17 protein-coding genes are annotated in these 22,179 nt (G+C 72.3%); 13 read left to right on the forward strand and 4 right to left on the reverse strand.

The features are described 5' to 3' along the window. Positions 1–11: 11 nt before the first annotated feature. Positions 12–1,502 carry a tRNA (N6-isopentenyl adenosine(37)-C2)-methylthiotransferase MiaB gene (gene miaB / locus HYQ63_RS31030; protein WP_179937117.1) on the forward strand — a complete coding sequence of 497 codons (1,491 nt, stop codon included), beginning with the start codon at positions 12–14 and terminating at the stop codon, positions 1,500–1,502. A gap of 45 nt (positions 1,503–1,547) precedes the next feature. Beyond that, a complete protein-coding gene (locus tag HYQ63_RS31035) occupies positions 1,548–2,348 on the forward strand; it encodes a class III extradiol dioxygenase subunit B-like domain-containing protein (protein ID WP_179937118.1) in 801 nt (266 codons plus the stop codon). A gap of 174 nt (positions 2,349–2,522) precedes the next feature. Here HYQ63_RS31035 and HYQ63_RS31040 read toward each other — a convergent pair whose 3' ends face one another. Together HYQ63_RS31040 and HYQ63_RS31045 are read right to left on the reverse strand one after the other, a co-directional pair. After that, positions 2,523–2,795: an antitoxin gene (locus tag HYQ63_RS31040; RefSeq protein WP_179937119.1), complete on the reverse strand. Its 273-nt coding sequence runs from the start codon at positions 2,793–2,795 to the stop codon at positions 2,523–2,525. A gap of 25 nt (positions 2,796–2,820) precedes the next feature. Beyond that, entirely contained in the window at positions 2,821–3,036 is a 216-nt protein-coding gene (locus HYQ63_RS31045; protein WP_257232258.1) for a gliding motility protein, read from the reverse strand. Between the two features lie 210 nt (positions 3,037–3,246). On the opposite strand from HYQ63_RS31045, the gene miaA reads away from it, so the two are divergent. From miaA to hflX, 6 genes are all read left to right on the forward strand, one after another. Next, a complete protein-coding gene (gene miaA / locus HYQ63_RS31050) occupies positions 3,247–4,185 on the forward strand; it encodes a tRNA (adenosine(37)-N6)-dimethylallyltransferase MiaA (protein WP_009714597.1) in 939 nt (312 codons plus the stop codon). A 108-nt stretch (positions 4,186–4,293) separates the two neighbouring features. Continuing rightward, a complete protein-coding gene (locus HYQ63_RS31055; RefSeq protein WP_179937121.1) occupies positions 4,294–4,794 on the forward strand; it encodes a hypothetical protein in 501 nt (166 codons plus the stop codon). Between the two features lie 62 nt (positions 4,795–4,856). Further along, a complete protein-coding gene (dapF, locus tag HYQ63_RS31060; protein WP_179937122.1) occupies positions 4,857–5,768 on the forward strand; it encodes a diaminopimelate epimerase in 912 nt (303 codons plus the stop codon). 136 nt (positions 5,769–5,904) lie between these two features. Continuing rightward, positions 5,905–8,139 carry a bifunctional (p)ppGpp synthetase/guanosine-3',5'-bis(diphosphate) 3'-pyrophosphohydrolase gene (locus tag HYQ63_RS31065; RefSeq protein ID WP_179937123.1) on the forward strand — a complete coding sequence of 745 codons (2,235 nt, stop codon included), beginning with the start codon at positions 5,905–5,907 and terminating at the stop codon, positions 8,137–8,139. A gap of 124 nt (positions 8,140–8,263) precedes the next feature. Next, a complete protein-coding gene (locus tag HYQ63_RS31070; RefSeq protein WP_179937124.1) occupies positions 8,264–9,868 on the forward strand; it encodes a M1 family metallopeptidase in 1,605 nt (534 codons plus the stop codon). A 119-nt stretch (positions 9,869–9,987) separates the two neighbouring features. Then, the gene (gene hflX, locus HYQ63_RS31075) at positions 9,988–11,490 is read left to right on the forward strand and encodes a GTPase HflX (protein ID WP_179937125.1); all 1,503 of its coding nucleotides are present in this window, start codon (positions 9,988–9,990) and stop codon (positions 11,488–11,490) included. A gap of 78 nt (positions 11,491–11,568) precedes the next feature. Here hflX and HYQ63_RS31080 read toward each other — a convergent pair whose 3' ends face one another. After that, positions 11,569–12,744: a serine protease gene (locus HYQ63_RS31080; RefSeq protein WP_179937126.1), complete on the reverse strand. Its 1,176-nt coding sequence runs from the start codon at positions 12,742–12,744 to the stop codon at positions 11,569–11,571. Between the two features lie 259 nt (positions 12,745–13,003). Between HYQ63_RS31080 and HYQ63_RS31085 the strand changes: the two genes are divergently transcribed. From HYQ63_RS31085 to HYQ63_RS31100, 4 genes are all read left to right on the forward strand, one after another. Beyond that, on the forward strand, positions 13,004–14,530 hold the full coding sequence (locus HYQ63_RS31085) for a diaminobutyrate--2-oxoglutarate transaminase family protein (RefSeq protein ID WP_179940679.1): 1,527 nt from the start codon (positions 13,004–13,006) through the stop codon (positions 14,528–14,530). Between the two features lie 349 nt (positions 14,531–14,879). Then, a complete protein-coding gene (locus HYQ63_RS31090; protein WP_257232261.1) occupies positions 14,880–17,246 on the forward strand; it encodes an IucA/IucC family protein in 2,367 nt (788 codons plus the stop codon). Between the two features lie 67 nt (positions 17,247–17,313). Beyond that, on the forward strand, positions 17,314–17,997 hold the full coding sequence (locus tag HYQ63_RS31095; protein ID WP_179937127.1) for a GNAT family N-acetyltransferase: 684 nt from the start codon (positions 17,314–17,316) through the stop codon (positions 17,995–17,997). Between the two features lie 167 nt (positions 17,998–18,164). Continuing rightward, positions 18,165–20,165: an ATP-dependent DNA helicase gene (locus HYQ63_RS31100; RefSeq protein ID WP_179937128.1), complete on the forward strand. Its 2,001-nt coding sequence runs from the start codon at positions 18,165–18,167 to the stop codon at positions 20,163–20,165. Positions 20,166–20,258: 93 nt separating this feature from the next. On the opposite strand, the gene lexA is transcribed toward HYQ63_RS31100, so the two are convergent. Then, on the reverse strand, positions 20,259–21,062 hold the full coding sequence (gene lexA / locus HYQ63_RS31105) for a transcriptional repressor LexA (protein ID WP_179937129.1): 804 nt from the start codon (positions 21,060–21,062) through the stop codon (positions 20,259–20,261). Between the two features lie 523 nt (positions 21,063–21,585). Between lexA and nrdR the strand changes: the two genes are divergently transcribed. Then, positions 21,586–22,107, forward strand: a complete 522-nt coding sequence (gene nrdR, locus HYQ63_RS31110; RefSeq protein ID WP_179937130.1) for a transcriptional regulator NrdR — start codon at positions 21,586–21,588, stop codon at positions 22,105–22,107. Positions 22,108–22,179 lie beyond the last annotated feature (72 nt).

The following is a 22,179-nucleotide window of genomic DNA, read 5'->3' on the forward strand; positions in this document are numbered from 1 at the left end:
GGTCGATTGAGATGAGTGCGAAGACTTACGAGGTGCGCACCTACGGGTGCCAGATGAACGTCCACGACTCCGAGCGCCTGTCCGGCCTGCTGGAAGGCGCCGGTTACGTCCGTGCGCCCGAAGGCACCGGTGAGGGCGAGGCCGACATCGTCGTCTTCAACACCTGCGCGGTGCGGGAGAACGCCGACAACCGGCTGTACGGCAATCTCGGCCGGCTCGCACCGATCAAGGCGCGGCGCCCGGGCATGCAGATCGCCGTGGGCGGATGCCTGGCCCAGAAGGACCGCGACACCATCGTCAAGAAGGCCCCCTGGGTCGACGTCGTCTTCGGCACCCACAACATCGGCAGCCTGCCGGTGCTGCTGGAGCGCGCCCGGGTCCAGGAGGAGGCCCAGGTCGAGATCGCCGAATCGCTCGAAGCCTTCCCCTCCACCCTGCCGACCCGTCGCGAGTCCGCGTACGCCGCGTGGGTCTCGATCTCCGTCGGCTGCAACAACACCTGCACGTTCTGCATCGTCCCGGCGCTGCGCGGCAAGGAGAAGGACCGCCGCCCGGGCGACATCCTCGCCGAGGTGGAGGCGCTGGTCGCCGAGGGCGTCACCGAGATCACCCTGCTCGGCCAGAACGTGAACGCGTACGGCTCCGACATCGGCGACCGCGAGGCGTTCAGCAAGCTGCTGCGCGCCTGCGGAAACGTGGAGGGGCTGGAGCGGGTCCGGTTCACCTCGCCGCATCCGCGCGACTTCACGGACGACGTCATCGCCGCCATGGCGGAGACGGAGAACGTGATGCCGCAGCTGCACATGCCGCTCCAGTCCGGTTCGGACACCGTGCTGAAGGCGATGCGCCGCTCGTACCGGCAGGAGCGCTACCTCGGCATCATCGAGAAGGTGCGCGCCGCGATGCCGGACGCCGCCATCTCGACCGACATCATCGTCGGCTTCCCCGGCGAGACGGACGAGGACTTCGAGCAGACGCTGCACGTGGTGCGCGAGGCGCGGTTCGCCCAGGCGTTCACCTTCCAGTACTCCAAGCGGCCCGGAACGCCCGCCGCCGAGATGGACGGGCAGCTGCCGAAGGCGGTCGTCCAGGAGCGGTACGAGCGGCTGGTCGCCCTCCAGGAGGAGATCTCCTGGGAGGAGAACAAGAAGCAGGTGGGCCGGACGCTGGAGGTGCTGGTCGCCGAGGGTGAGGGCCGCAAGGACGACGCCACCCGGCGGCTGTCCGGCCGCGCCCCCGACAACCGGTTGGTGCACTTCACCCGGCCCGACGAGCCGGTGCGCCCCGGTGACGTCGTCACCGTCGACGTCACCTACGCCGCGCCGCACCACCTGCTGGCCGAGGGCCCGGCCCGGGGCGTCCGGCGCACGCGCGCGGGCGACGCCTGGGAGCGGCGGAACGCGGCCGAGGAGAAGAAGCCGGCGGGCGTGATGCTCGGGCTGCCCACCATCGGCGCCCCGGCCCCCGCCCCGGCGCCCGCGACGGGCTGCGGCTGCGACTGACCGACCGCGACCGCGGGGCCCGGCCCGCCGGATAGGCTGGCGATCATGCTGATCGCCGCCGCCGTCTGTCCGTGTCCGCCGCTGCTGGTGCCCGAGGTGGCCGCCGGAGCGGCCCCCGAGCTGGACGCGCTGCGCGCGGCGTGCCTGGACGCGATCGCGGCGCTGGCGGCGGCCCGGCCCGAGCGGCTGATCGTGGCCGGTCCGGCGGAGCACTCGGGGCGAGGGCCGCATCCACAGGGCGCGACCGGGTCGTTCCGCGGCTTCGGCGTGGACGTGGAGGTACGGCTCGGGGGCGCGGCGCCGGTGGGCGCTGAAGGTGGCGCCGGGGACTGGATGGCCGGGGACAGTGAGGACTGGGGCAGCGAGGACTGGGGCAGCGGGGCTGCGGGCGGGGTGCCCGGGCGGCCGCTGCCGCCGTCGCTGGCGGTCGGCGCCTGGCTGCTGGAGCGCGCGGGGTGGGACGTGGCACCCGTCGAGGGGCTGGGCGTGGGGGAACCTTTCGCGGCCGAGCGGTGTATCCGTGTCGGAAGGAAGCTCGCCGCGTCGGCGGAGCGGGTCGCGCTGCTGGTGATGGGCGACGGCAGCGCGTGCCGGACGCTGAAGGCGCCGGGCTATCTCGACGAGCGTGCCGCCGCGTTCGACGCCGAGGTGGCGCGGGCGCTGGCGTCGGCCGACACCGCGGCCCTCGCCGCGCTCGACGAGGCGCTGGCCCACGAGCTGAAGGCGGCGGGCCGTGCCCCGCTCCAGGTGCTCGCGGGGGCGGGCGAAGGGGCGGGGCTGAAGGGGGAGTTGCGGTATGACGAGGCGCCATACGGCGTGGGGTATTTCGTGGCCCGCTGGGCGTAGCGCGGGCATCGCCGACCGCGGGCGCCGGACCACGGCGTCCCGGGGCGAACCGCCGGAGCGGCGAGGCGTGCTGCTGCGCGGGGTACGGCGGCTTGGGGTAGGGCGGCTCGGGGTAGGGGCGCAGGGCCGCCGCGGCCGCGAGGCATCGGCTTCGCGGCCGCGTACCGGCGGGGGTCAGGCGCTGTCGCCGCCCTGGTCCTTGGGCTCGCTCCCGCTGCGGTTCTGGTTGCGGTCCTCGTTCCGGTGGGAGAAGCGGTTGAGGGCGTCCTTCGCCTTGCCCGTGCCGGTCTCGATCTTTGCGCTGTACTTGCCCTTGGTCCTGGTGTCGACCGTCTTGGCGGCCTTGTCGAGACCCCGCTCGATCCTGGCCTCGTGCTGCTGCGCGAAGTTGCCCGCCCGGTCCTTCATGACACCGGCCTTGGCCTTGAGATTGTCCAGCAGGCCCATGGGCCACCTTCCCTCATCGGATCCCTTATGTGCGGGCGCCCTCACCGGCCTCGCTGTCGGCCGTCTCGGCCGCGGACTGCTGCTTCGGGATCGCCGCCCCCTCGCCCGCCGCGGGCTCCTCCTCGCTCCGCTCCGGCTCCGTCTCGGCGGCGGACTCGGCGGCCGGTGCCGCCGTCACGGCGTCGGCCGCGGACTGCTCGGAGGGCACCTCTGCGGACGAACGGCTCTCCTCCCTCGACACTCGACGAAACCTGGAAAACACGCCCATATCTACTCCATAGCCTACTCGTGTGGGCGAAATCCCGTGCCGCTCGGAGCGTCCCATTGCGCCGCTCGCGGGGACCGGTTTCCCGAACCGGTCCTCGGAACCTCGCAACAGGCAACGACCACGACCGTCCCCCGTCACGTCGCTCGTTCGAGGAGGCCCCCCGGGGTTTGCGAGACTGGGCGGGTGAATACAGCAGGCCATCCGCCGCGAGTCATCGCCGTCGTCGGCCCCACCGCGGCCGGTAAGTCCGATCTGGGCGTCGCCCTCGCCCGGCACCTCGACGGCGAGGTCGTCAACGCCGACTCCATGCAGCTCTACCGGGGCATGGACATCGGCACCGCCAAACTGACGGAGGACGAGCGGCAGGGCGTGCCGCACCGTCTGCTCGACATCTGGGACGTCACTCAGACGGCCAGCGTCGCCGAATACCAGCGACTGGCCCGCGCCGAGATGGACCGGCTGCTCGCCGAGGGCCGTACGCCGGTCCTGGTCGGCGGCTCGGGCCTGTACATCCGCGGGGCCATCGACGCGCTCGACTTCCCGGGCACCGACCCCGCCGTGCGGGCCAGACTCGAGGCCGAGCTGGAGGAGCTGGGCCCGGGGGCCCTGCACGCCCGGCTGGCGGCCGCCGACCCCGAGGCGGGCCGGGCGATCCTGCCCAGCAACGGCCGGCGGGTGGTGCGGGCGCTGGAGGTCATCGAGATCACCGGTCGCCCCTTCACCGCCAACCTCCCCGGTCACGAGGCCGTCTACGACACCCTCCAGATCGGCGTGGACGTCGAGCGGCCCGAGCTGGACGAGCGGATCACCGTGCGCGTGGACCGGATGTGGGAGGCCGGGCTGGTGGACGAGGTCAGCCGGCTCGAGGCTGCCGGGCTGCGGGAGGGGCGTACCGCCTCGCGGGCCCTCGGCTATCAGCAGGTGCTCGCCGCCCTCGCCGGAGCGTGCACGGAGGACGAGGCACGGGCCGAGACCGTGCGCGCCACCAAGCGGTTCGCGCGCCGTCAGGACTCCTGGTTCCGCCGCGATCCGAGGGTCCACTGGCTCAGCGGAGCGGCCGCGGACCGGGAAGAACTCCTGGCGAACGCGCTCTCGTTGGCTGAACGGGCGGTCACAGCCTGATCACGTGATGGCATCGGGACGCTCCGCTCGTCATGGAGGCCCCCGCGGGCATGCCATCATCAAGCTCCGATCGTGCCGTGGTGTCTGGAGTTGGGAGGGCGTGTGGCGATGGAGGCCGGCCCTCGCAACGCATCGCAGCAAGCAGCGCGGGACTCGCCGCAGGGCGATCACGGGCCGCTGACCCCGGACGGCCCCGACGAGACCCCCGCGCTGCCCGAGCTGGGCAGCCCGGCTCTCGACGAGGCGGGCGAGCCGGGTGAGCCGGGCTCCGGGGAGTCCTTCCGCGAGCTGCGCCCGCCGCGTCGCCTGCGGATCTGGCAGATCGCGCCGATCGTCGGCCTCGCCATCCTCGGCTCGCTGATGTTCGCCTTCCCGCTCGCCTTCGAGTTCGGCGACGGAGGCGCGGTCGTGGCCATGTTGGGCCTGCTGCTCAGCTGCTGCGCGGCGGGCTGGGGTCTGATGGCCGCCCGCCGGGTGGGCTACACCTGGCCCGGCCTGCCGCCCCGGGGCTCCGGCCGCCGCCCGGACTGGCGCTTCGTCGTGCTCTACGTGGTGATCGTGGTGCTGCTCGCGGCCCTCACCTTCTGGCGCGTGGCCCGCCTGCGCTAGTCGTGCCCTGGGGCCTGTCCGGCCAGGGCGACGGCCCGCGCGGTGCCCCGTAGGATCGAGGGATGAGCAACGCGCCCCGGCTGCGGTTCCTGAAGGGCCACGGCACTGAGAACGACTTCGTCATCGTCCCGGACCTGGACGGTCGGCTGGAGCTGTCCGCGGCCGCCGTCGCCCGGATCTGCGACCGCCGCGCCGGTGTCGGCGGCGACGGGCTGATCCGCGTCGTACGGTCGTCGGCGCACCCCGAGGCGCGGGCCATGGCAGCCGAGGCCGAGTGGTTCATGGACTACCGCAACAGCGACGGCAGCATCGCCGAGATGTGCGGGAACGGCGTCCGGGTGTTCGCCCGGTACCTCCAGCGGGCGGGGCTCGCCGAGGAAGGCGATCTGACGATCGCGACCCGGGCCGGACTGCGGCACATCCACATCGCCAAGGCAGCCCCGGAGGGCGCCCCGGACAGCGGCGCGGTCACCGTCGGCATGGGCAAGGCCGTGCTGCCCGAGCCCGGCCCCGACGGCGGTATCACCGTCGCGGTCGGCGACCGGACCTGGTCCGCCCGCAACATCAACATGGGCAACCCGCACGCGGTCGCCTTCGTCGACGACCTCGACCAGGCCGGGAACCTGTTCACGGCTCCCGCCGTCCATCCCGCCTCCGCGTACCCGGACGGCACCAACGTCGAGTTCGTCGTCGACCGCGGCCCGCAGCACGTCGCGATGCGCGTGCACGAGCGCGGCTCCGGAGAGACCCGTTCCTGCGGCACCGGCGCCTGCGCCGTCATGGTGGCCGCCGCGCGCCGCGACGGCGCCGATCCGGGCGTCACCGGGCGCCCCGTCACATACACGGTGGACGTACCCGGTGGGCGACTTGTGATCAGCGAGCGGCCGGACGGTACGGTGGAGATGACGGGCCCTGCCATGATCGTCGCCGAGGGGGAAGTGGATCCCGTGTGGCTGGACGCGGCCCTCGACTGACTCGTCCCTCTCATGGGTGATCCGTTTCACTCTGGGCGAGAGCCGGTCGGCCGTGCGTGGTGGGCTCGATAGCATCAAGCACCGGCCCCGGGGGAGTGCCCACGCCGGTTGACGCTCGACGCCGCCGGAGGTGCCCATGAGCGCAGAGGCCCCAGATCAAGCCGCTCTCGGCCGCAGGCGCGGCCTCCCCCGTATCGATCTGCGCAATATCCGCAGATTCGGCCGGGCCGCGCTGCTGGGACCGGCATCCCGGGACCGGCTGCCGGACGCGATCGAACACGTCGCCAAGGTGCACCGCGCGTACCACCCGGGCGCCGATCTGGACGTGCTGCGCAAGGCGTACGTCCTCGCCGAGTCCTCCCACCGCGGCCAGATGCGCAAAAGCGGTGAGCCGTACATCACCCATCCGCTGGCCGTCACGCTCATCCTCGCCGAACTGGGAGCCGAGACCACCACGTTGACGGCGTCCCTGCTCCACGACACGGTCGAGGACACCGAGGTGACGCTCGACCAGGTGGGGGAGCAGTTCGGCGAGGAGGTGCGCTATCTCGTCGACGGCGTCACCAAGTTGGAGAAGGTCGACTACGGGGCGGCGGCCGAGCCTGAGACGTTCCGCAAGATGCTCGTCGCCACCGGCAACGACGTCCGGGTGATGTCGATCAAGCTCGCCGACCGGCTGCACAACATGCGCACCCTCGGCGTGATGCGCCCCGAGAAACAGGCCCGCATCGCCAAGGTCACCCGCGATGTGCTGATCCCGCTGGCCGAACGGCTCGGCGTGCAGGCGCTCAAGACCGAGCTGGAGGACCTGGTCTTCGCGATCCTCCACCCCGAGGAGTACGCCCGCACCCGGGAGCTGCTCCAGTCCCACGCGGACCGCCCCGACCCGCTCGCCCGCGCCGCCGGGGACGTACGGGCCGTGCTCCAGGAGGCGGGCATCACCGCTGAAGTCCTGGTCCGCCCTCGGCACTTCGTCTCGGTCCACCGCGTCGGGATCAAGCGCGGCGAGCTGACCGGATCCGACCTCGGGCGGCTTCTGGTCCTCGTCGCCGACGACGCGGACTGTTACGCGGTCCTCGGCGAGCTGCACACCTGTTTCACCCCGGTGATCTCGGAGTTCAAGGACTTCATCGCCGTCCCCAAGTTCAACCTCTACCAGTCGTTGCACACGGCCGTGGCCGGGCGCAGCGGCGAGGTCGCCGAAGTCCTCATCCGTACGCACCAGATGCACCGGGTCGCCGAGGCCGGGGTGATCGCCCTCGGCAATCCGTACGCCCCGACCGAGGCGGCCGCCGCTCCCGAGGGCGAGCGGGCCGACCCGACCCGCCCCGGCTGGCTGTCCCGGCTCCTCGAATGGCAGAGCGCCACCCCCGACCCCGACATCTTCTGGACCGCGCTGCGCGACGACCTCGCGCAGGACCGGGAGATCACGGTCTTCCGGTCCGACGGCGGCACCCTGGGCCTGCCCGCGGGCGCGAGCTGTGTGGACGCCGCGTACGCCCAGTACGGCGAGGACGCCCACTCCTGTATCGGGGCCAGGGTCAACGGGCGGATCGCGACGCTCAGCACCGTGCTGTGCGACGGCGACACGCTCCAGCTGCTGATGGCGGGTGACGCGGCCTCGTCCGGGCCCTCGCCGGAATGGCTCGACCACGCCCGTACCCCGGCCGCGCGCATCGCCATCAACCGCTGGCTGGCCGCCCATCCGGCCGATCCGGCGCACGAGCCGCCGCAGGGCGAGGCGCCCGGCGCCGAGCATCTGCACGCCCCCGTGGAGCCGGAAGAGGCTGAGCTGGAGGGGGCCGAGCTGGAAGGGGTCGATCCGGAAGGGGCCGATCCGGAAGGGGCCGAGGAAGACGCCGGGGACGCGCTCCCCGTGGCCCCCGCGGGCCGCCCGGAGGCGGGCATCGTCGTCGACCTGCCCGGTGTGATCGTACGGCTGGCCCGGTGCTGCACCCCCGTACCGCCGGACGCCATCACCGGCTTCGCGGTGCGCGGCGGCGCCGTCACCGTCCACCGCGAGCGGTGCCCCGCCGTGGCGCGGATGACCGCCGCCGGGCGGGCCCGGGTCGGGGTGCGCTGGTCGGAGGAGGACGACGGCGACGGGGGCGACTACCGGGTCACCCTCTTCGCGGAGGCGTTCAGCAGGCCCCATCTGCTCGCGGACCTCACCGAGGCCATCGCCGCGGAGGGCGCCGAGGTGGTCGCCGCCGCCGTCGAACCGCCGCGTGAGCAGCGGGTTCGCCATACGTACACGCTCCAGCTGTCCGATGCGGGCCGACTGCCGACGCTGATGCGGGCCATGCGCGACGTCCCCGGCGTCTACGACGTGACCCGGGAGGGCCGCCGGGTGGCGACCGCCCGTTCCTGAACTCCTTCGGGTGGATCGGGCCCGGGTGGGACTGCGTCCCCGCCCGGGCGCTGATAGCCGTAAAGGCATGACGCAATCTCCGGGCCCCGGCCCCCTTCCGCGGTCGGCCGATCCCCTTCCGCGGATGGCCGGTCCCCTCCCTCGGACGGGGCGCCGCAGGACCGCCCTCGTGGCCGTCGCCCTGGCCGCCGTTCTCGCCTCGGTCGGCCCGTCCTCCGCCGCCGGGCCGGTGAGCCCCGCGGGCCCGCGCCCGCTCGGCATCGGCGACCCGCTCTACCCGCGGCTCGGCAACCCCGGCTACGACGTCACGGCGTACGACATCACCCTGGACTACCGCCGCGCGGACCGGCCGCTGGACGCCGTCACCACCATCGACGCCCGTGCCACCGCGGGATTACGCACCCTCAACCTGGACTTCACCCAGGGCACCGTGCGCTCCGTACGGGTCGACGGCGCGCCCGCCGCGTTCGCCACCGCGGGCGAGGACCTGGTCATCACCCCGCGCACCAGGATCGGGCGGGGCGCGAACTTCCGGGTCACCGTCCGGCACACCAGCGACCCGGGGGACGGCGCGAGCGGTGGCTGGGTCCGTACCCGGGACGGACTGGCCATGGCCAATCAGGCCGACGCCGCCCACCGGGTCTTCCCGTGCAACGACCATCCGTCCGACAAGGCGCGCTTCACCTTCCGGGTCACCGCGCCGAAGAACCTCACGGTCGTCGCAGGCGGTCTTCCGGCCGGGCGCGTCCGCGAGGGCGCGCGCACCACTTGGGCGTACCGCCTCGCCCACCCCATGGCCACCGAGCTGGCCCAGGTCTCCATCGGCCGGTCCGCCGTGCTCCACCGCACCGGCCCGCACGGGCTGCCGGTGCGCGACGTGGTGCCCGCCGCGGACCGCGAGAAGCTCGAAAAGTGGCTCGCGCGCACTCCGGGGCAGCTGAGCTGGATGGAGAAGAAGGTCGGTCCGTACCCGTTCGAGGACTACGGAGTGCTGATCTCCCACGCCACCACCGGCTTCGAGCTGGAGACCCAGACGCTCTCGCTCTTCGAACGCGGTCTCTTCACCGGCGACGAGTTCCCGCGGTGGTACGTGGAGTCGATCATGCTGCACGAACTGGCGCACCAGTGGTTCGGTGACAGCGTCAGCCCGCGCCGCTGGTCCGATCTGTGGCTCAACGAAGGCCATGCCACCTGGTACGAGGCGCTGTACGCGGAGCAGTACGGCAAGGAGAGCCTGGAGCGCCGGATGCGGCTGGCCTACGAGCAGTCCGACGCCTGGCGCGCCGCCGGAGGGCCGCCCGCCGCGCCCCGGCCCGCCGAACCCGGTGAGCAGATCGGGCTCTTCCGCCCGATCGTCTACGACGGCAGCGCTCTGGTCCTGTACGCGCTGCGGGAGCGGATCGGCCGGGCGGGCTTCGAGCGGCTGGAGCGGCAGTGGGTGGTCCGCCACCGCGACGGTGTGGCCTCGACCGCCGACTTCATCCGGCTCGCCTCGGAGGTGGCGGGCAAGGATCTGAGCGGCTTCCTGCGCCCCTGGCTGTACGGCAAGAAGACGCCGAAGATGCCCGGGCACCCCGACTGGAAGCCCGCCCCGAAGCCGGACGCGAAGCCGGGGGCCAAGCCAAGCGCGAGGCCGGGTGCCAAGCCGGGCGCGAAGCCGGGGGCCAAGCCCGCGGCCCGCTCCACCCCGCATGGCCCAACGGCGCGCCATACCGTGAAACCCGAGTGACGGTCCCGCCGCCGCGTGCGACCATCGAGGGGTCGGCGTCGCGGCCGGAGCGGTGGGGAATCCCACGGGCCGGTCGTGCGTTGTCGACAGTGACGATGTCCCTCGACGTAAGGATTCCTTTGACCCACTCCTCTTCCCTTCCGCAGGACCGGCAGCGCCTCGCCGAGAGCCTTCGGGCCGACGCCCTGATGGAAGAGGACGTCGCCTGGAGTCACGAGATCGACGGGGAGCGTGACGGCGACCAGTACGACCGCTCGGACCGTGCCGCGCTACGGCGCGTGGCGGGACTCTCCACCGAGCTCGAGGACGTCACCGAGGTCGAGTACCGGCAGCTGCGCCTGGAGCGCGTGGTGCTGGTCGGCGTCTGGACGTCCGGCACGGCGCAGGACGCGGACAACTCCCTCGCCGAGCTGGCCGCGCTCGCGGAGACCGCGGGCGCCGTGGTGCTCGACGGTGTCATCCAGCGCCGTAACAAGCCGGACCCCGCGACGTACATCGGCTCCGGCAAGGCCGAGGAACTGCGCGACATCGTGATCGAATCCGGTGCCGACACCGTCGTGTGCGACGGTGAGCTGAGCCCCGGCCAGCTGATCCATCTCGAGGACGTCGTCAAGGTCAAGGTGGTCGACCGCACCGCCCTGATCCTCGACATCTTCGCCCAGCACGCCAAGTCCCGCGAGGGCAAGGCGCAGGTCTCGCTCGCGCAGATGCAGTACATGCTGCCGAGGCTGCGCGGCTGGGGTCAGTCGCTGTCCCGGCAGATGGGTGGCGGTGGCTCCGGATCGTCGGGCGGCGGCATGGCCACCCGTGGTCCCGGTGAGACCAAGATCGAGACGGACCGGCGCCGCATCCGCGAGAAGATGGCGAAGATGCGCCGCGAGATCGCCGAGATGAAGACCGGCCGCGACATCAAGCGGCAGGAGCGCAGGCGTCACAAGGTTCCGTCGGTCGCCATCGCCGGATACACCAACGCGGGCAAGTCCTCGCTTCTCAACCGGCTCACCGGCGCGGGCGTGCTGGTGGAGAACGCGCTGTTCGCCACCCTGGACCCGACCGTGCGGCGGGCCGAGACGCCCAGCGGTCGGCTGTACACGCTGGCGGACACCGTCGGCTTCGTCCGCCATCTGCCGCACCACCTGGTCGAGGCGTTCCGTTCCACCATGGAGGAGGTCGGCGACGCCGACCTGATCCTCCACGTGGTGGACGGCTCGCATCCGGCGCCGGAGGAGCAGCTGGCCGCGGTGCGCGAGGTGATCCGTGACGTGGGCGCGGTCGACGTGCCCGAGATCGTGGTCATCAACAAGGCGGACAAGGCCGATCCGCTCGTGCTACAGCGACTGCTGCGCATGGAGCGGAACGCGATGGCCGTCTCGGCCCGCTCCGGGCAGGGCATCGACGAACTGCTCGAGGTGATCGATCACGAGCTGCCCAGGCCGCAGGTCGAGATCGAGGCACTGGTGCCGTACACCGATGGCAAGCTGGTCTCGCGTACGCACGCCGACGGCGAGGTGATCTCCGAGGAGCACACCCCGGAGGGCACGCTGCTCAAGGCACGGGTGCACGAGGAGCTGGCCGCCGAGCTGCGCCGGTTCGTACCGGCCGCGGCAGGTACGCGGCAGTAGAGCACCGAACGGCTCACGGCGAAGGCCCGCCCCCTCCATTCCGGGGGGCGGGCCTTCGCCGCTGCTGACCGCGGGTGACTACTGACCCGCGAACTTCTTGCTGACCGCGTTGTAGACGCCCTTGGCCTCGGGGCCCAGGTGGGGGCCCGCCAGCCAGGTGGCGTTGGACGGGCCTATCGAGGTGTTGGACACCAGCGCGGGCTTGCCGTCCGCACCGTTCGCGACCCAGCCACCGCCGGACGAACCGGCGGTCATCGTGCAGCCGATGCGGTACATGGTCGGCTGCTTGGCGTCCAGCGACAGCCTGCCCGGCTTGTCGGCGCACTGGTTCATCTTCTGGCCGTCGAACGGCGGGGCCGCCGGGTAGCCGGTGGCCGTGATGTCGTCGATGGACTTCACGGCCGGTGCGTTGAAGTCGACCGGCAGCGCGCCGCCGACCGTCTCCTCCAGCGACTTGCCGCCGCTGACCTCGGGCTTCACATGCATGACCGCGAAGTCGTACGGTGCGCCCTTGCCGCCGGTGGCCGCGCCGCTGTCGATCCACTGGGAGGAGGTCTGCGCCCAGTCGGCCCACCAGACACCCTTGGGGGCGAGCTCTTCCCGGGTGGCGTTCTCCAGCTCGGCCGCCGACTTGCCGGAGTCGTTGTACGAGGGCACGAACATCAGGTTCTTGTACCAGCCGCCGCCCTTGCCCGCGTGGACGCAGTGGCCCGCGGTCCAGACCATGTTGGACTTGCCGGGGTGGGCGGGGTCCTTGACCACGGTCGCGGAGCAGACCATCGACCCCTCGGGGCCGTCGAAGAAGACCTTGCCCGCGTAGGGGACGCGGGAGCTGTACGGGCTGTCGACCTCCTGCGCCTTCACCGGCTGCGGATCGGGGTCGGTCACCCCCTGGTCGTCAGCGATGTCGCTGTCGTCGACCTGCTCCTCCGGCTCCTGGGCATCCCGCATCCGGTCCGGCTTCCACAGCCCCTTGATGATCGGGTTGATGAAGTCGCCCGCCTCGCGGAGCCAGTCGTCCCGGTCCCACTTGTTCCAGGCGCCGTTCTTCCACTCGTCCAGGTCGACGCCGAGGTTCTTCAGCTTGTCGTTGATGTTGTCGGGCAGCTTGATGTCGTCCGCGCCCTGCTGCGCCGACGATGCGGACGCCTTGGCATCGGCCGAGTCGTCCGACGATCCGCACGCGGTGGCGGTGAGCGCCAGCACCGCGGCGATGGCCGCCGTGGCGAGCGCGGGTCGGCGTTTGAAAGGCATGGGCGGGACTCCCCCTGATGTTCTGAACTGCTTCACGGCCTGTCCGGAATTGTCATGCTCCCCCCGACAGTGGGGTGATCCCCCACTATGCCGGTGCCGCCTACGACGGCTACAGGCGGGTCCTTGGTTCCCTGCGGCAAGGATCTTCGGTCAGCCCGTGATCCCGGGCCTGACCCGTCGTTGGTACGTACGGGGGACAGTCGGAGGGCGTTCAGCAGCGAGAGGACCGTGAGCCGTGGCCATGACCCAGCTCCCGCCGATGAGGCCGGACCCTTCGCCGCCCGTCGTGCCGGACGGCGAAGGGTCCGGCGAGGACGCTCCGGCCATCCTGCGGCGCCAGTCGCTGCGGGAGTCGGCCGCCCGCACCTACGCCCGGGCGCTGCCCATCGTCCCGGTGCGCGCCCGCGGGCTGACGATCGAGGGCGCCGACGGCCGCCGCTACCTCGACTGCCTCTCCGGAGCCGGGGCGCTGGCGCTCGGTCACAACCACCCGGTGGTGCTGGAAGCGATCCGAGCCGTCCTGGACTCGGGAGCCCCGCTCCAGGTCCTGGACCTGGCCACGCCGGTCAAGGACGCCTTCACGGACGAGCTGTTCGCCACGCTGCCGCCCGAACTCGCCGCCCACGCACGGATCCAGTTCTGCGGGCCCGCGGGCACGGACGCGGTCGAAGCCGCACTCAAGCTGGTACGGACCGCCACGGGGCGAGACGGTCTGCTGGCCTTCTCCGGGGCCTACCACGGGATGACGGCCGGGGCGCTGGCGGCCTCCGGCGGCACCCCCGCGGTGAGCGTGACCCGGCTGCCCTTCCCCTACGACTATCGCTGCCCGTTCGGGGTGGGCGGCGAGCGCGGCGCGGACCTCGCGGCGCGCTGGACCGAGCGACTGCTGGACGACCCGAAAGGCGGGGTCGCCGCACCGGCCGGGATGATCCTCGAACCGGTGCAGGGCGAGGGCGGGGTGATCCCCGCACCGGACGGCTGGCTGCGCCGGATGCGGGAGATTACCGCGGCCCGCGGCATCCCCCTCATCGCGGACGAGGTGCAGACCGGCGTGGGGCGCACCGGTTCCTTCTGGGCGGTCGGACACAGCGGCGTGGTGCCCGATGTGATGGTGCTGTCGAAAGCCATCGGCGGCAGCTTGCCGCTGGCCGTCGTGGTCTACCGGGAGGAGCTGGACGCCTGGCCGCCCGGCGCCCACGCGGGCACGTTCCGGGGCAACCAGCTGGCCATGGCGGCGGGCGCGGCCACCCTCGCGTACGTCCGCGAGAACGACCTCGCGCAGCGGGCCGCGGTCGTCGGCGAGCGGATGCTGACCCGGCTGCGCGCCCTCGCCGCGCAGTGCCCCCACATCGGGGACGTCCGCGGCCGCGGCCTCATGATCGGCCTGGAGCTGGTCGACCCGGCGCAGCCGGACTCCGGCCCGGGGTGCCCCGAGGATACGACCGAGACCGCCCTGACGACCGGTGCCTTCGCCGGTGCGGACGGCCGCGCGGACGGCCGCGCAGGCGACCGTACGGACACCGGTGCCGCCGCCCGTCGCGCCGCCCCGATGCTGGCGGCGGAAGTGCAGCGGGAGTGCCTGCACCGCGGCCTCATCGTCGAACTCGGCGGCCGCCACTCCGCCGTGATCCGTCTCCTTCCTCCATTGACCATCACCGACGAGCAGGCCGAAGCCGTTCTGGACCGGCTCGCCGATGCCCTGGACGCCGCGATCCGCGCCCTGGGCGACCGCGCCGCCCATGAACTCCCGCCACCCGCCCCGCCCTTCACCAGAGGCCGCCGGTGACGCGCCCCGCGGCCGTAGGGGGTGTCTTGCCGATCATGCCGGGCTCCCGACGCCTGGCACGGCACCTCGCGGCGCCGCATTCGTCGCACGCAGCGCCGCTGCGCTCTCCTCACGCGGGTTGCGATGTTCCCCCAGCTACCGCTGGGAGGTGCCCCCTGCACCAGACGCCGCTCGCTGATCCGGCCCGATCGACAAGACACCCCCTAGGACCGCACCACCACCGCACCATCGAAGGAGGCAGGCGCCAGGCTCCCGGCGTGAAGGCCGTGACGCGAGCGCCGCACCCACCATGCCGCACTCCCCTGGGCGAGCCCCCCTGTATCCCCAGCCGGACCCGGAGGACGGCGCCATGAGCGACCGGACGGCCCGCACCGCTCCCGGGCACCCCCAAGCCGGAGGCGAGGCACCGCCCGCCGCGCCCTCTGCGCCGCCGCGGGCCGCCGCGGAGACGACGACGGGGTCCCCACCCGCGACCGCGCCGAAGGGACCACAGCGACAGGTGCTGCACTCCGCGGCGGCACGGCCCCAGCCCGCAGCCCCGCCGCCCGAGTCGGCAACACCCCCGGCCGGGCCGCCGGTTGTAGGGCCCTCCACCACCGAGCCGTTCGTGCCCCAGCCGCCCGCAGCCGTGACCGCCGGGAAGCCCACCACCGGACTCCCGCCCGCGCTGCCCAAGGCCGCGCCGTCCCACCCGGCACCGCCCCAGGCCGCGCCGACCGGGCCCGCGCCGACACAGGCCACGGTGACCCAGCCCGCACCGTCGCAGTCCGCATCGCCTGAGCCTGAGCCTGAGCCTGAGCCCGCGCCGACCCGGGCCACGGCACTCGCACCGTCGGAAGCCTCTGCCGAGCCGCCCCTCGCCGGGACGGCCCCTGTACCGCGCCAGGACCACAGCGGTCATGACGCACCCGAGGTGCCCGCTCCCACCGCCGGGCAGGACCCGCTCGACCACCCCGACCCGCAGCTCGCTGCCGATGCCGCGGGGGTCGAGAACCTGCTGCGCTGCTGGGCACGGGAGACCGCCGCAGGGCCCCCGGACGGCGACATCCTCCGCATCCCCCTCGCCGCGAGTGGCACCTCCCTCCAGGTGCCCGTGCGCTACTGGTCGGCCACCGGCTGCCACCGCTTCGGCGAACCGGTGCTGGAACACGGCCCCTGGGACGCCCCCGCAGTCGGCGCGGTGGCCCTCGCGGCGCTGCTCACCCGGGAGGCGGCGTACGCAGCCCGGCAGGACGAGACCACCGCGGAGGCCTCCGAACTCATCGGCCGGGTAGCGGACTCCGTACGACGCACCGCCCAATTCCTGGCCCACCGCCGGGCCGCGCCCGCCGACCCTGACGCCGGAACCCCCTTTCTCAGCGCGGAACAGTCCCTCCTTCTCGGTCACCCCCTTCATCCCACGCCGAAGAGCCGCGAAGGTCTCTCCGACGCTGCCTCACCTGTGTGCTCACCCGAATCGCGTGGCTCCTTTCCCCTGCACTGGCTCGCCGTTGACCGGTCCGTGCTCGCCTGCGAGTCGGCCTGGACCGAACGTGGCAGAACGGTGCCCGCCGAGAGGCTGGCCCTCTCTCTCGCGGGCAGTGGTCTGCAACTGCCCCCCGGATCCGTGCCCTTGCCCCTGCACCCCTGGCAGGCCCACGAGATCCGGCACCGCCCGGCCGTCGCCGCGCTGTTCGACGCGGGCCTGCTGCACGACCTCGGCCCGGCCGGCGGACACTGGCACCCCACCTCCTCGGTTCGCACCGTCTACCGGCCCGGTGCGCCCGCGATGCTCAAACTCTCCCTCGGTCTGCGGATCACCAACTCCCGCCGTGAGAACCTCCGCAAGGAGCTTCGCCGCGGCGTCGAGGTGCACCGGCTGCTGCGCAGCGGGCTGGCGGAGCAGTGGCGGTGCGCCTTCCCCGGATCCGGCTTCGACATCGTCCGTGACCCGGCCTGGCTCGCGGTGGACGGGCCGGATGGCGACCCCCTGACCGGGCTCGACGTCGTCATCCGGCACAACCCGTTCGGCCCGGGCGACGACGCCGTCTGCGTCGCCGGGCTCCTCTCCCTCCGGACCTGGCCGGGGCAGTCCGCGATGCGCTCACGCCTGGCCCACCTCGTCGCCCGGCTCGCCGCCCGCACCGGCCGCTCCTCCGCGGCCGTCAGCGCCGAGTGGTTCCTGCGCTATCTGCACACGGTCGTACGCCCCGTGCTCTGGCTGGACGGAGAGGCAGGCATCGCCCTGGAGGCACACCAGCAGAACACCCTGGTGCTGCTGGACCCGGACGGCTGGCCGGTCGGGGGCCGCTACCGGGACAACCAGGGCTACTACTTCCGTGAGTCCCGCTATGACGATCTCCAGCGGCGGCTGCCCGGGATCGGCGGGCGCAGCGACACCTTCGTGTCCGACGAGGTCACCGATGAGCGCTTCGCCTACTACCTCGGCGTCAACAACGTCCTCGGTGTGATCGGAGCGTTCGGGTCGCAGCGGCTCGCGGACGAGCGCGTGCTGCTGGCCGCGTTCCGCCGGTTCCTCGCCGACGCCGCGTCCGGCCCCGGCAAGCTCCGCTCGCGGTTGCCCGCCCGCCTCCTCGAGACGCCCACCCTGCGCTGCAAGGCCAATCTGCTCACCCGCCTGCGCGGCCTGGACGAACTCGTCGGGCCGGTCGACACCCAGTCCGTCTACGTCACCATCACCAACCCCCTTGTCACTTCCGCCGCTTCCACGGCATGACGTCCGTCCACCCCGCCGATCACGCCCCTCACGGCGCGTCTGACATCCATGAGAGGAGAGCGTCGCCGTGTCGCACTCCGACTCCAGCACCGACGACACCATCGACATGCGGATGCGCCAGGAAGACACCGCGCGTATCCCCGAGAGCCAGCTGACCGGCCCGGAGTTCGGCAGCCGCCCCGATCTCCTCGACCGCATCGCCGAATGGGGGCCCACCAGCACCCCGGCGGGGGCCTTCCAACTGGTCCCGGTCCGCATCGGGCGCGATCTGCGGCTCATCGCCCGATGGATGAACGACCCCGCCGTGGCCGCCTTCTGGGAACTCGGCGGCCCGGACGACATCACGGCGAGCCACCTGGACGGCCAGCTCGACGGCGATGGCCGGAGCGTGCCCTGTCTGGGAGTGCTGGACGGAGTCCCGATGAGCTACTGGGAGGTCTACCGCGCCGACCTCGACCCGCTCGCCCGGTACTATCCGGCCCGGCCGCACGACACCGGCATCCACCTGCTCATCGGTCGTGTCAGGGACCGTGGCCAGGGCCTCGGCACGACTCTGCTTCGCGCCGCGGCCGATCTCGTACTCGAACACCGCCCGTCCTGCGCGCGCGTCGTGGCCGAACCCGACCTGCGCAACACGCCCTCCGTCGCGGCCTTCCTCGGCGCCGGTTTCCGCTTCTCCGCCGAGGTGGACCTTCCCGGCAAACGCGCCGCACTGATGCTGCGCGACCGCGCCCTGCGCCACCTGCTGTGAGCCATCGTGACCCCCTGCGATCCGCGGCGGCTTCCGATCGCCGCCCTTTCCTGTGATACACCGCTCGGCCCGGCCAGGTTCCGCCGATGCCACGCGTTCTCTCCACGGAGGGTGATGCGACCGCCAGCGAGAGTGATGTCGGTGCCGCCGCGTAGGCTGGCAGCCCTATGACTGACACGTCCTCGCCTCAGCTCGCAGATCTGCTGCATGCCGCCGTCACCGCCGTCGGCGGCACCGAACGCCCTGGTCAGACAGCCATGGCCGAAGCCGTGGCCGAGGCGATCGACGACAACTCCCATCTGCTGGTCCAGGCCGGTACCGGCACCGGAAAGTCCCTCGGCTATCTGGTGCCCGCTCTCGCCCACGGCGAGCCCGTCGTCGTCGCCACGGCGACCCTCGCCCTCCAGCGCCAGCTCGTCGAGCGCGATCTGCCGCGTACCGTCGACGCCCTGCATCCGCTGCTGCGCCGCCGCCCCGAGTTCGCCATGCTCAAGGGGCGGTCCAACTACCTGTGCCTGCACCGCCTCCACGAAGGCGTGCCGCAGGACGACGCCGACGAGGCCGGGCTGTTCGACCCCTTCGAGGCGGCCGCGCCCACCAGCAAGCTGGGCAAGGACCTGATGCGGCTGCGCGACTGGTCCGACGAGACCGAGACCGGTGACCGCGACGACCTGACGCCAGGCGTCTCCGACCGTGCGTGGTCCCAGGTGTCGGTCACCTCCCGGGAGTGCCTCGGCGCGTCCAAGTGCGCCTACGGTGCGGAGTGCTTCGCCGAGGCCGCCCGCGAGCGCGCCAAGCTCGCCGAGGTGATCGTCACCAACCACGCGCTGCTCGCCATCGATGCCATCGAGGGTGCCCCGGTTCTGCCCAGCCACGAGGTGCTGATCGTCGACGAGGCGCATGAGCTGGTCTCCCGCGTCACCGGCGTCGCCAGCGGCGAGCTCACCCCCGGCCAGGTCAACCGGGCCGTGCGGCGCGCCGCCAAGCTGGTCAACGAGAAGGCGGCCGACGCTCTCCAGACCGCCTCGGAGACCTTCGAGCGGATCATGGAGCTGGCTCTGCCCGGCCGCCTCGAGACCATCCCCGAGGACCTGAGCTATGCCCTGATGGCGTTGCGCGACGCGGCCCGCACGGTGATCTCCGCGCTCGGCGCCACCCGTGATGCCTCGGTTCAGGACGAGGACGCCGTCCGCAAGCAGGCCCTGGGTGCGGTGGAGAACATCCACCAGGTGGCGGAGCGGATCGTGGAGGGCTCCGAGTTCGACGTGGTCTGGTACGAGCGGCACGACCGTTTCGGTGCCTCGCTGCGCGTCGCCCCGCTGTCCGTGTCCGGCCTGCTGCGCGAGAAGCTGTTCGAGGACCGCTCGGTGATCCTCACCTCCGCCACTCTCAAGATCGGTGGGGATTTCAACGGGGTGGCCGCGTCGCTCGGTCTCGCTCCCGAGAGCCCGCAGGACCCCGAGGGCGGCGAGGAGTCCGCGCCGCGCTGGCAGGGCCTCGACGTCGGCTCGCCCTTCGACTACGCGAAGCAGGGGATCCTCTACGTCGCCAAGCATCTCGCCCAGCCCGGCCGCGAGGGCAGCCGCAGCGACATGCTGGATGAGCTGGCCGAGCTGGTGGAGGCCGCGGGCGGGCGCACGCTCGGGCTGTTCTCGTCCATGCGCGCCGCGCAGGCCGCCGCGGAGGAGCTGCGCGGACGGCTCGACATGCCCATCCTCCTCCAGGGCGAGGAGACCCTCGGCGAGCTGATCCGGGCCTTCGCCGCCGACGCCAGGACCTGCCTGTTCGGCACGCTGTCGCTGTGGCAGGGCGTGGATGTGCCCGGCCCGAGCTGTCAGCTGGTGGTCATGGACCGGGTGCCCTTCCCGCGCCCCGACGACCCGCTGATGAGCGCTCGCCAGAAGGCCGTGGAGGAGGCCGGTGGCAATGGCTTCATGGCGGTCGCGGCCACGCACGCCGCCCTTTTGATGGCGCAGGGCGCGGGCCGACTCGTGCGGGCCTCCGGGGACCGCGGCATCGTCGCCGTCCTCGACCCGCGGGTCGAGCGGGCCCGCTACGGCTCGTTCCTGCGCAAGACCATGCCGGACTTCTGGTACACGACCGACCGCAACCAGGTGCGCCGTTCCCTGGCCGCGATCGACGCGGCGGCCAAGGCCGAGGGGGCGTAGGGGGCACGGGCATACAGCAGGGCCCCGGAACCGGCGCAGTGGTCCCGGGGCCCGGTCGTTGGGCGCGCCAGTGGCGCACCTCGGTCCGTCGGCTCAGACGCGCCGCAGCACCGCGACGACCTTGCCCAGAATGGTCGCCTCGTCACCGGGGATCGGCTGGTACGCGGCGTTGTGCGGGAGCAGCCAGACATGGCCGTCCTCGCGCTTGAACCGCTTCACCGTCGCTTCCCCGTCGAGCATCGCGGCGACGATGTCACCGTTCTCTGCGACGGGCTGGCGGCGCACCGTGACCCAGTCCCCGTCGCAGATGGCGGCCTCGATCATGGAGTCGCCGACCACCTTCAGGACGAACAGCTCACCGTCGCCGACCAGCTGGCGGGGGAGGGGGAAGACATCCTCGACCGACTCCTCGGCGAGGATGGGCCCGCCGGCCGCGATCCGGCCGACCAGCGGCACATAGGAGGCGGCGGGCTTGCCGGTGGTGTCTGTCGGCTGCGCGCTGGGCTGGTCCGAGCCACGGACCTCGTACGCCCGGGGCCGGTGGGGGTCACGCCGCAGGAAGCCCTTGCGCTCCAGGGCCATCAGCTGATGGGCGACGGACGAGGTGCTGGAGAGGCCCACCGCCTGACCGATCTCCCGCATGGACGGGGGGTAGCCGCGCCGCTGCACAGAGTCGCGGATGACTTCGATGACGCGACGCTGCCGGTCGGTCAGCCCTGAACTGTCCGCCCGGATGCCTGGAGGTCGCCCGGGTAGTGATCGGGTCGTCTTCTGCCCCTCCGGGTTCGTGCTCGCGTCGTTGATCGCCTGAGTCTGATTCATCGCGTGCGTCTGTTCGAGTCGGCTCTGGGAGCGCTCCTGGGCGGTAACAGTGGCGCTCTCTGCGGTGGTGGTCACGACGGCCCCTCTCGAGATGTTCTCCCTAGTTGGACAACGGTAGTTGCTTTCGAAAGGTTGCGCCAAACACACGTTCGAGTGAAATTTCCCAGATGAGCTGACGTGATCACAGGCATGGGTGTATAAGGCGGTTCCGGTACGGGCTGAGGAGTGGGCTTCGGCCGTACCCGGTGGCGGGTTTCGGTCGTGTCCTGCGGCAGGCTTCGGCCATGTCCGGTGGCGGGTTTCGGCCGTGTCCGGCGTCGGGTCTCAGTCTTGCATCCCGGCCCCTGTGAATCCGGGACCCGTGGGGTTCGCGTAGTCTCGTGCCTGCTCCCGAGTCGTGACACGCCACGCGGTGCGAATGGGTGCCAGACCCCAGATCTAGTGGTTTGATGGATGTCAGCCACCCACAGCTTGTGGTCCCTGGTGATTCGTTGCCGAGATCTTCGCCTATGCTTGTGGTCGCTTCGACGGGCCCGCGCGGCCGGTCGGAGCTTGTCAGTCATGCGCCGTTCTTGAGGGTGAGGGAGGGTACGGAATCATGCACTGCCCCTTCTGTAGGCACCCCGACAGCCGCGTCGTCGACAGCCGGACCACGGACGACGGCTGCTCGATCCGCAGGCGCCGCCAGTGCCCCGACTGTGCACGCCGCTTCACGACCGTGGAGACCGCGTCACTGATGGTGATCAAGCGGAGCGGGGTCACCGAGCCCTTCAGCCGCGACAAGGTCATCTCCGGGGTCCGCAAGGCATGCCAGGGCCGTCCCGTCACCGAGGACGCCCTCGCCAAGCTCGGCCAGCGCGTGGAGGAGGCCGTACGGGCCACCGGAAGCGCCGAGCTGTCCACCCATGACGTGGGGCTCGCCATACTCGGCCCGCTCCAGGAGCTCGACCTCGTCGCCTACCTCCGCTTCGCCTCCGTCTACCGCGCCTTCGACTCGCTCGAGGATTTCGAGGCCGCGGTCGCGGAGCTGCGTGACCAGCAACGGCCTCCCGCGCGCGACCGCGGGCCCGGCGCCGAAGGGGCCGCGGAGGCCCCCGCGCCCGTCACTGCCGCCGACTGACCGGCGGCCGAAGACCTGCCCGGGGCGCATCGCGCCTCCGGGTGAAAGACAGAGACACCGTGCCCGGGAAGA

This window comes from Streptomyces sp. Rer75 (assembly GCF_013414305.1).
GTDB lineage: Bacteria > Actinomycetota > Actinomycetes > Streptomycetales > Streptomycetaceae > Streptomyces > Streptomyces himastatinicus.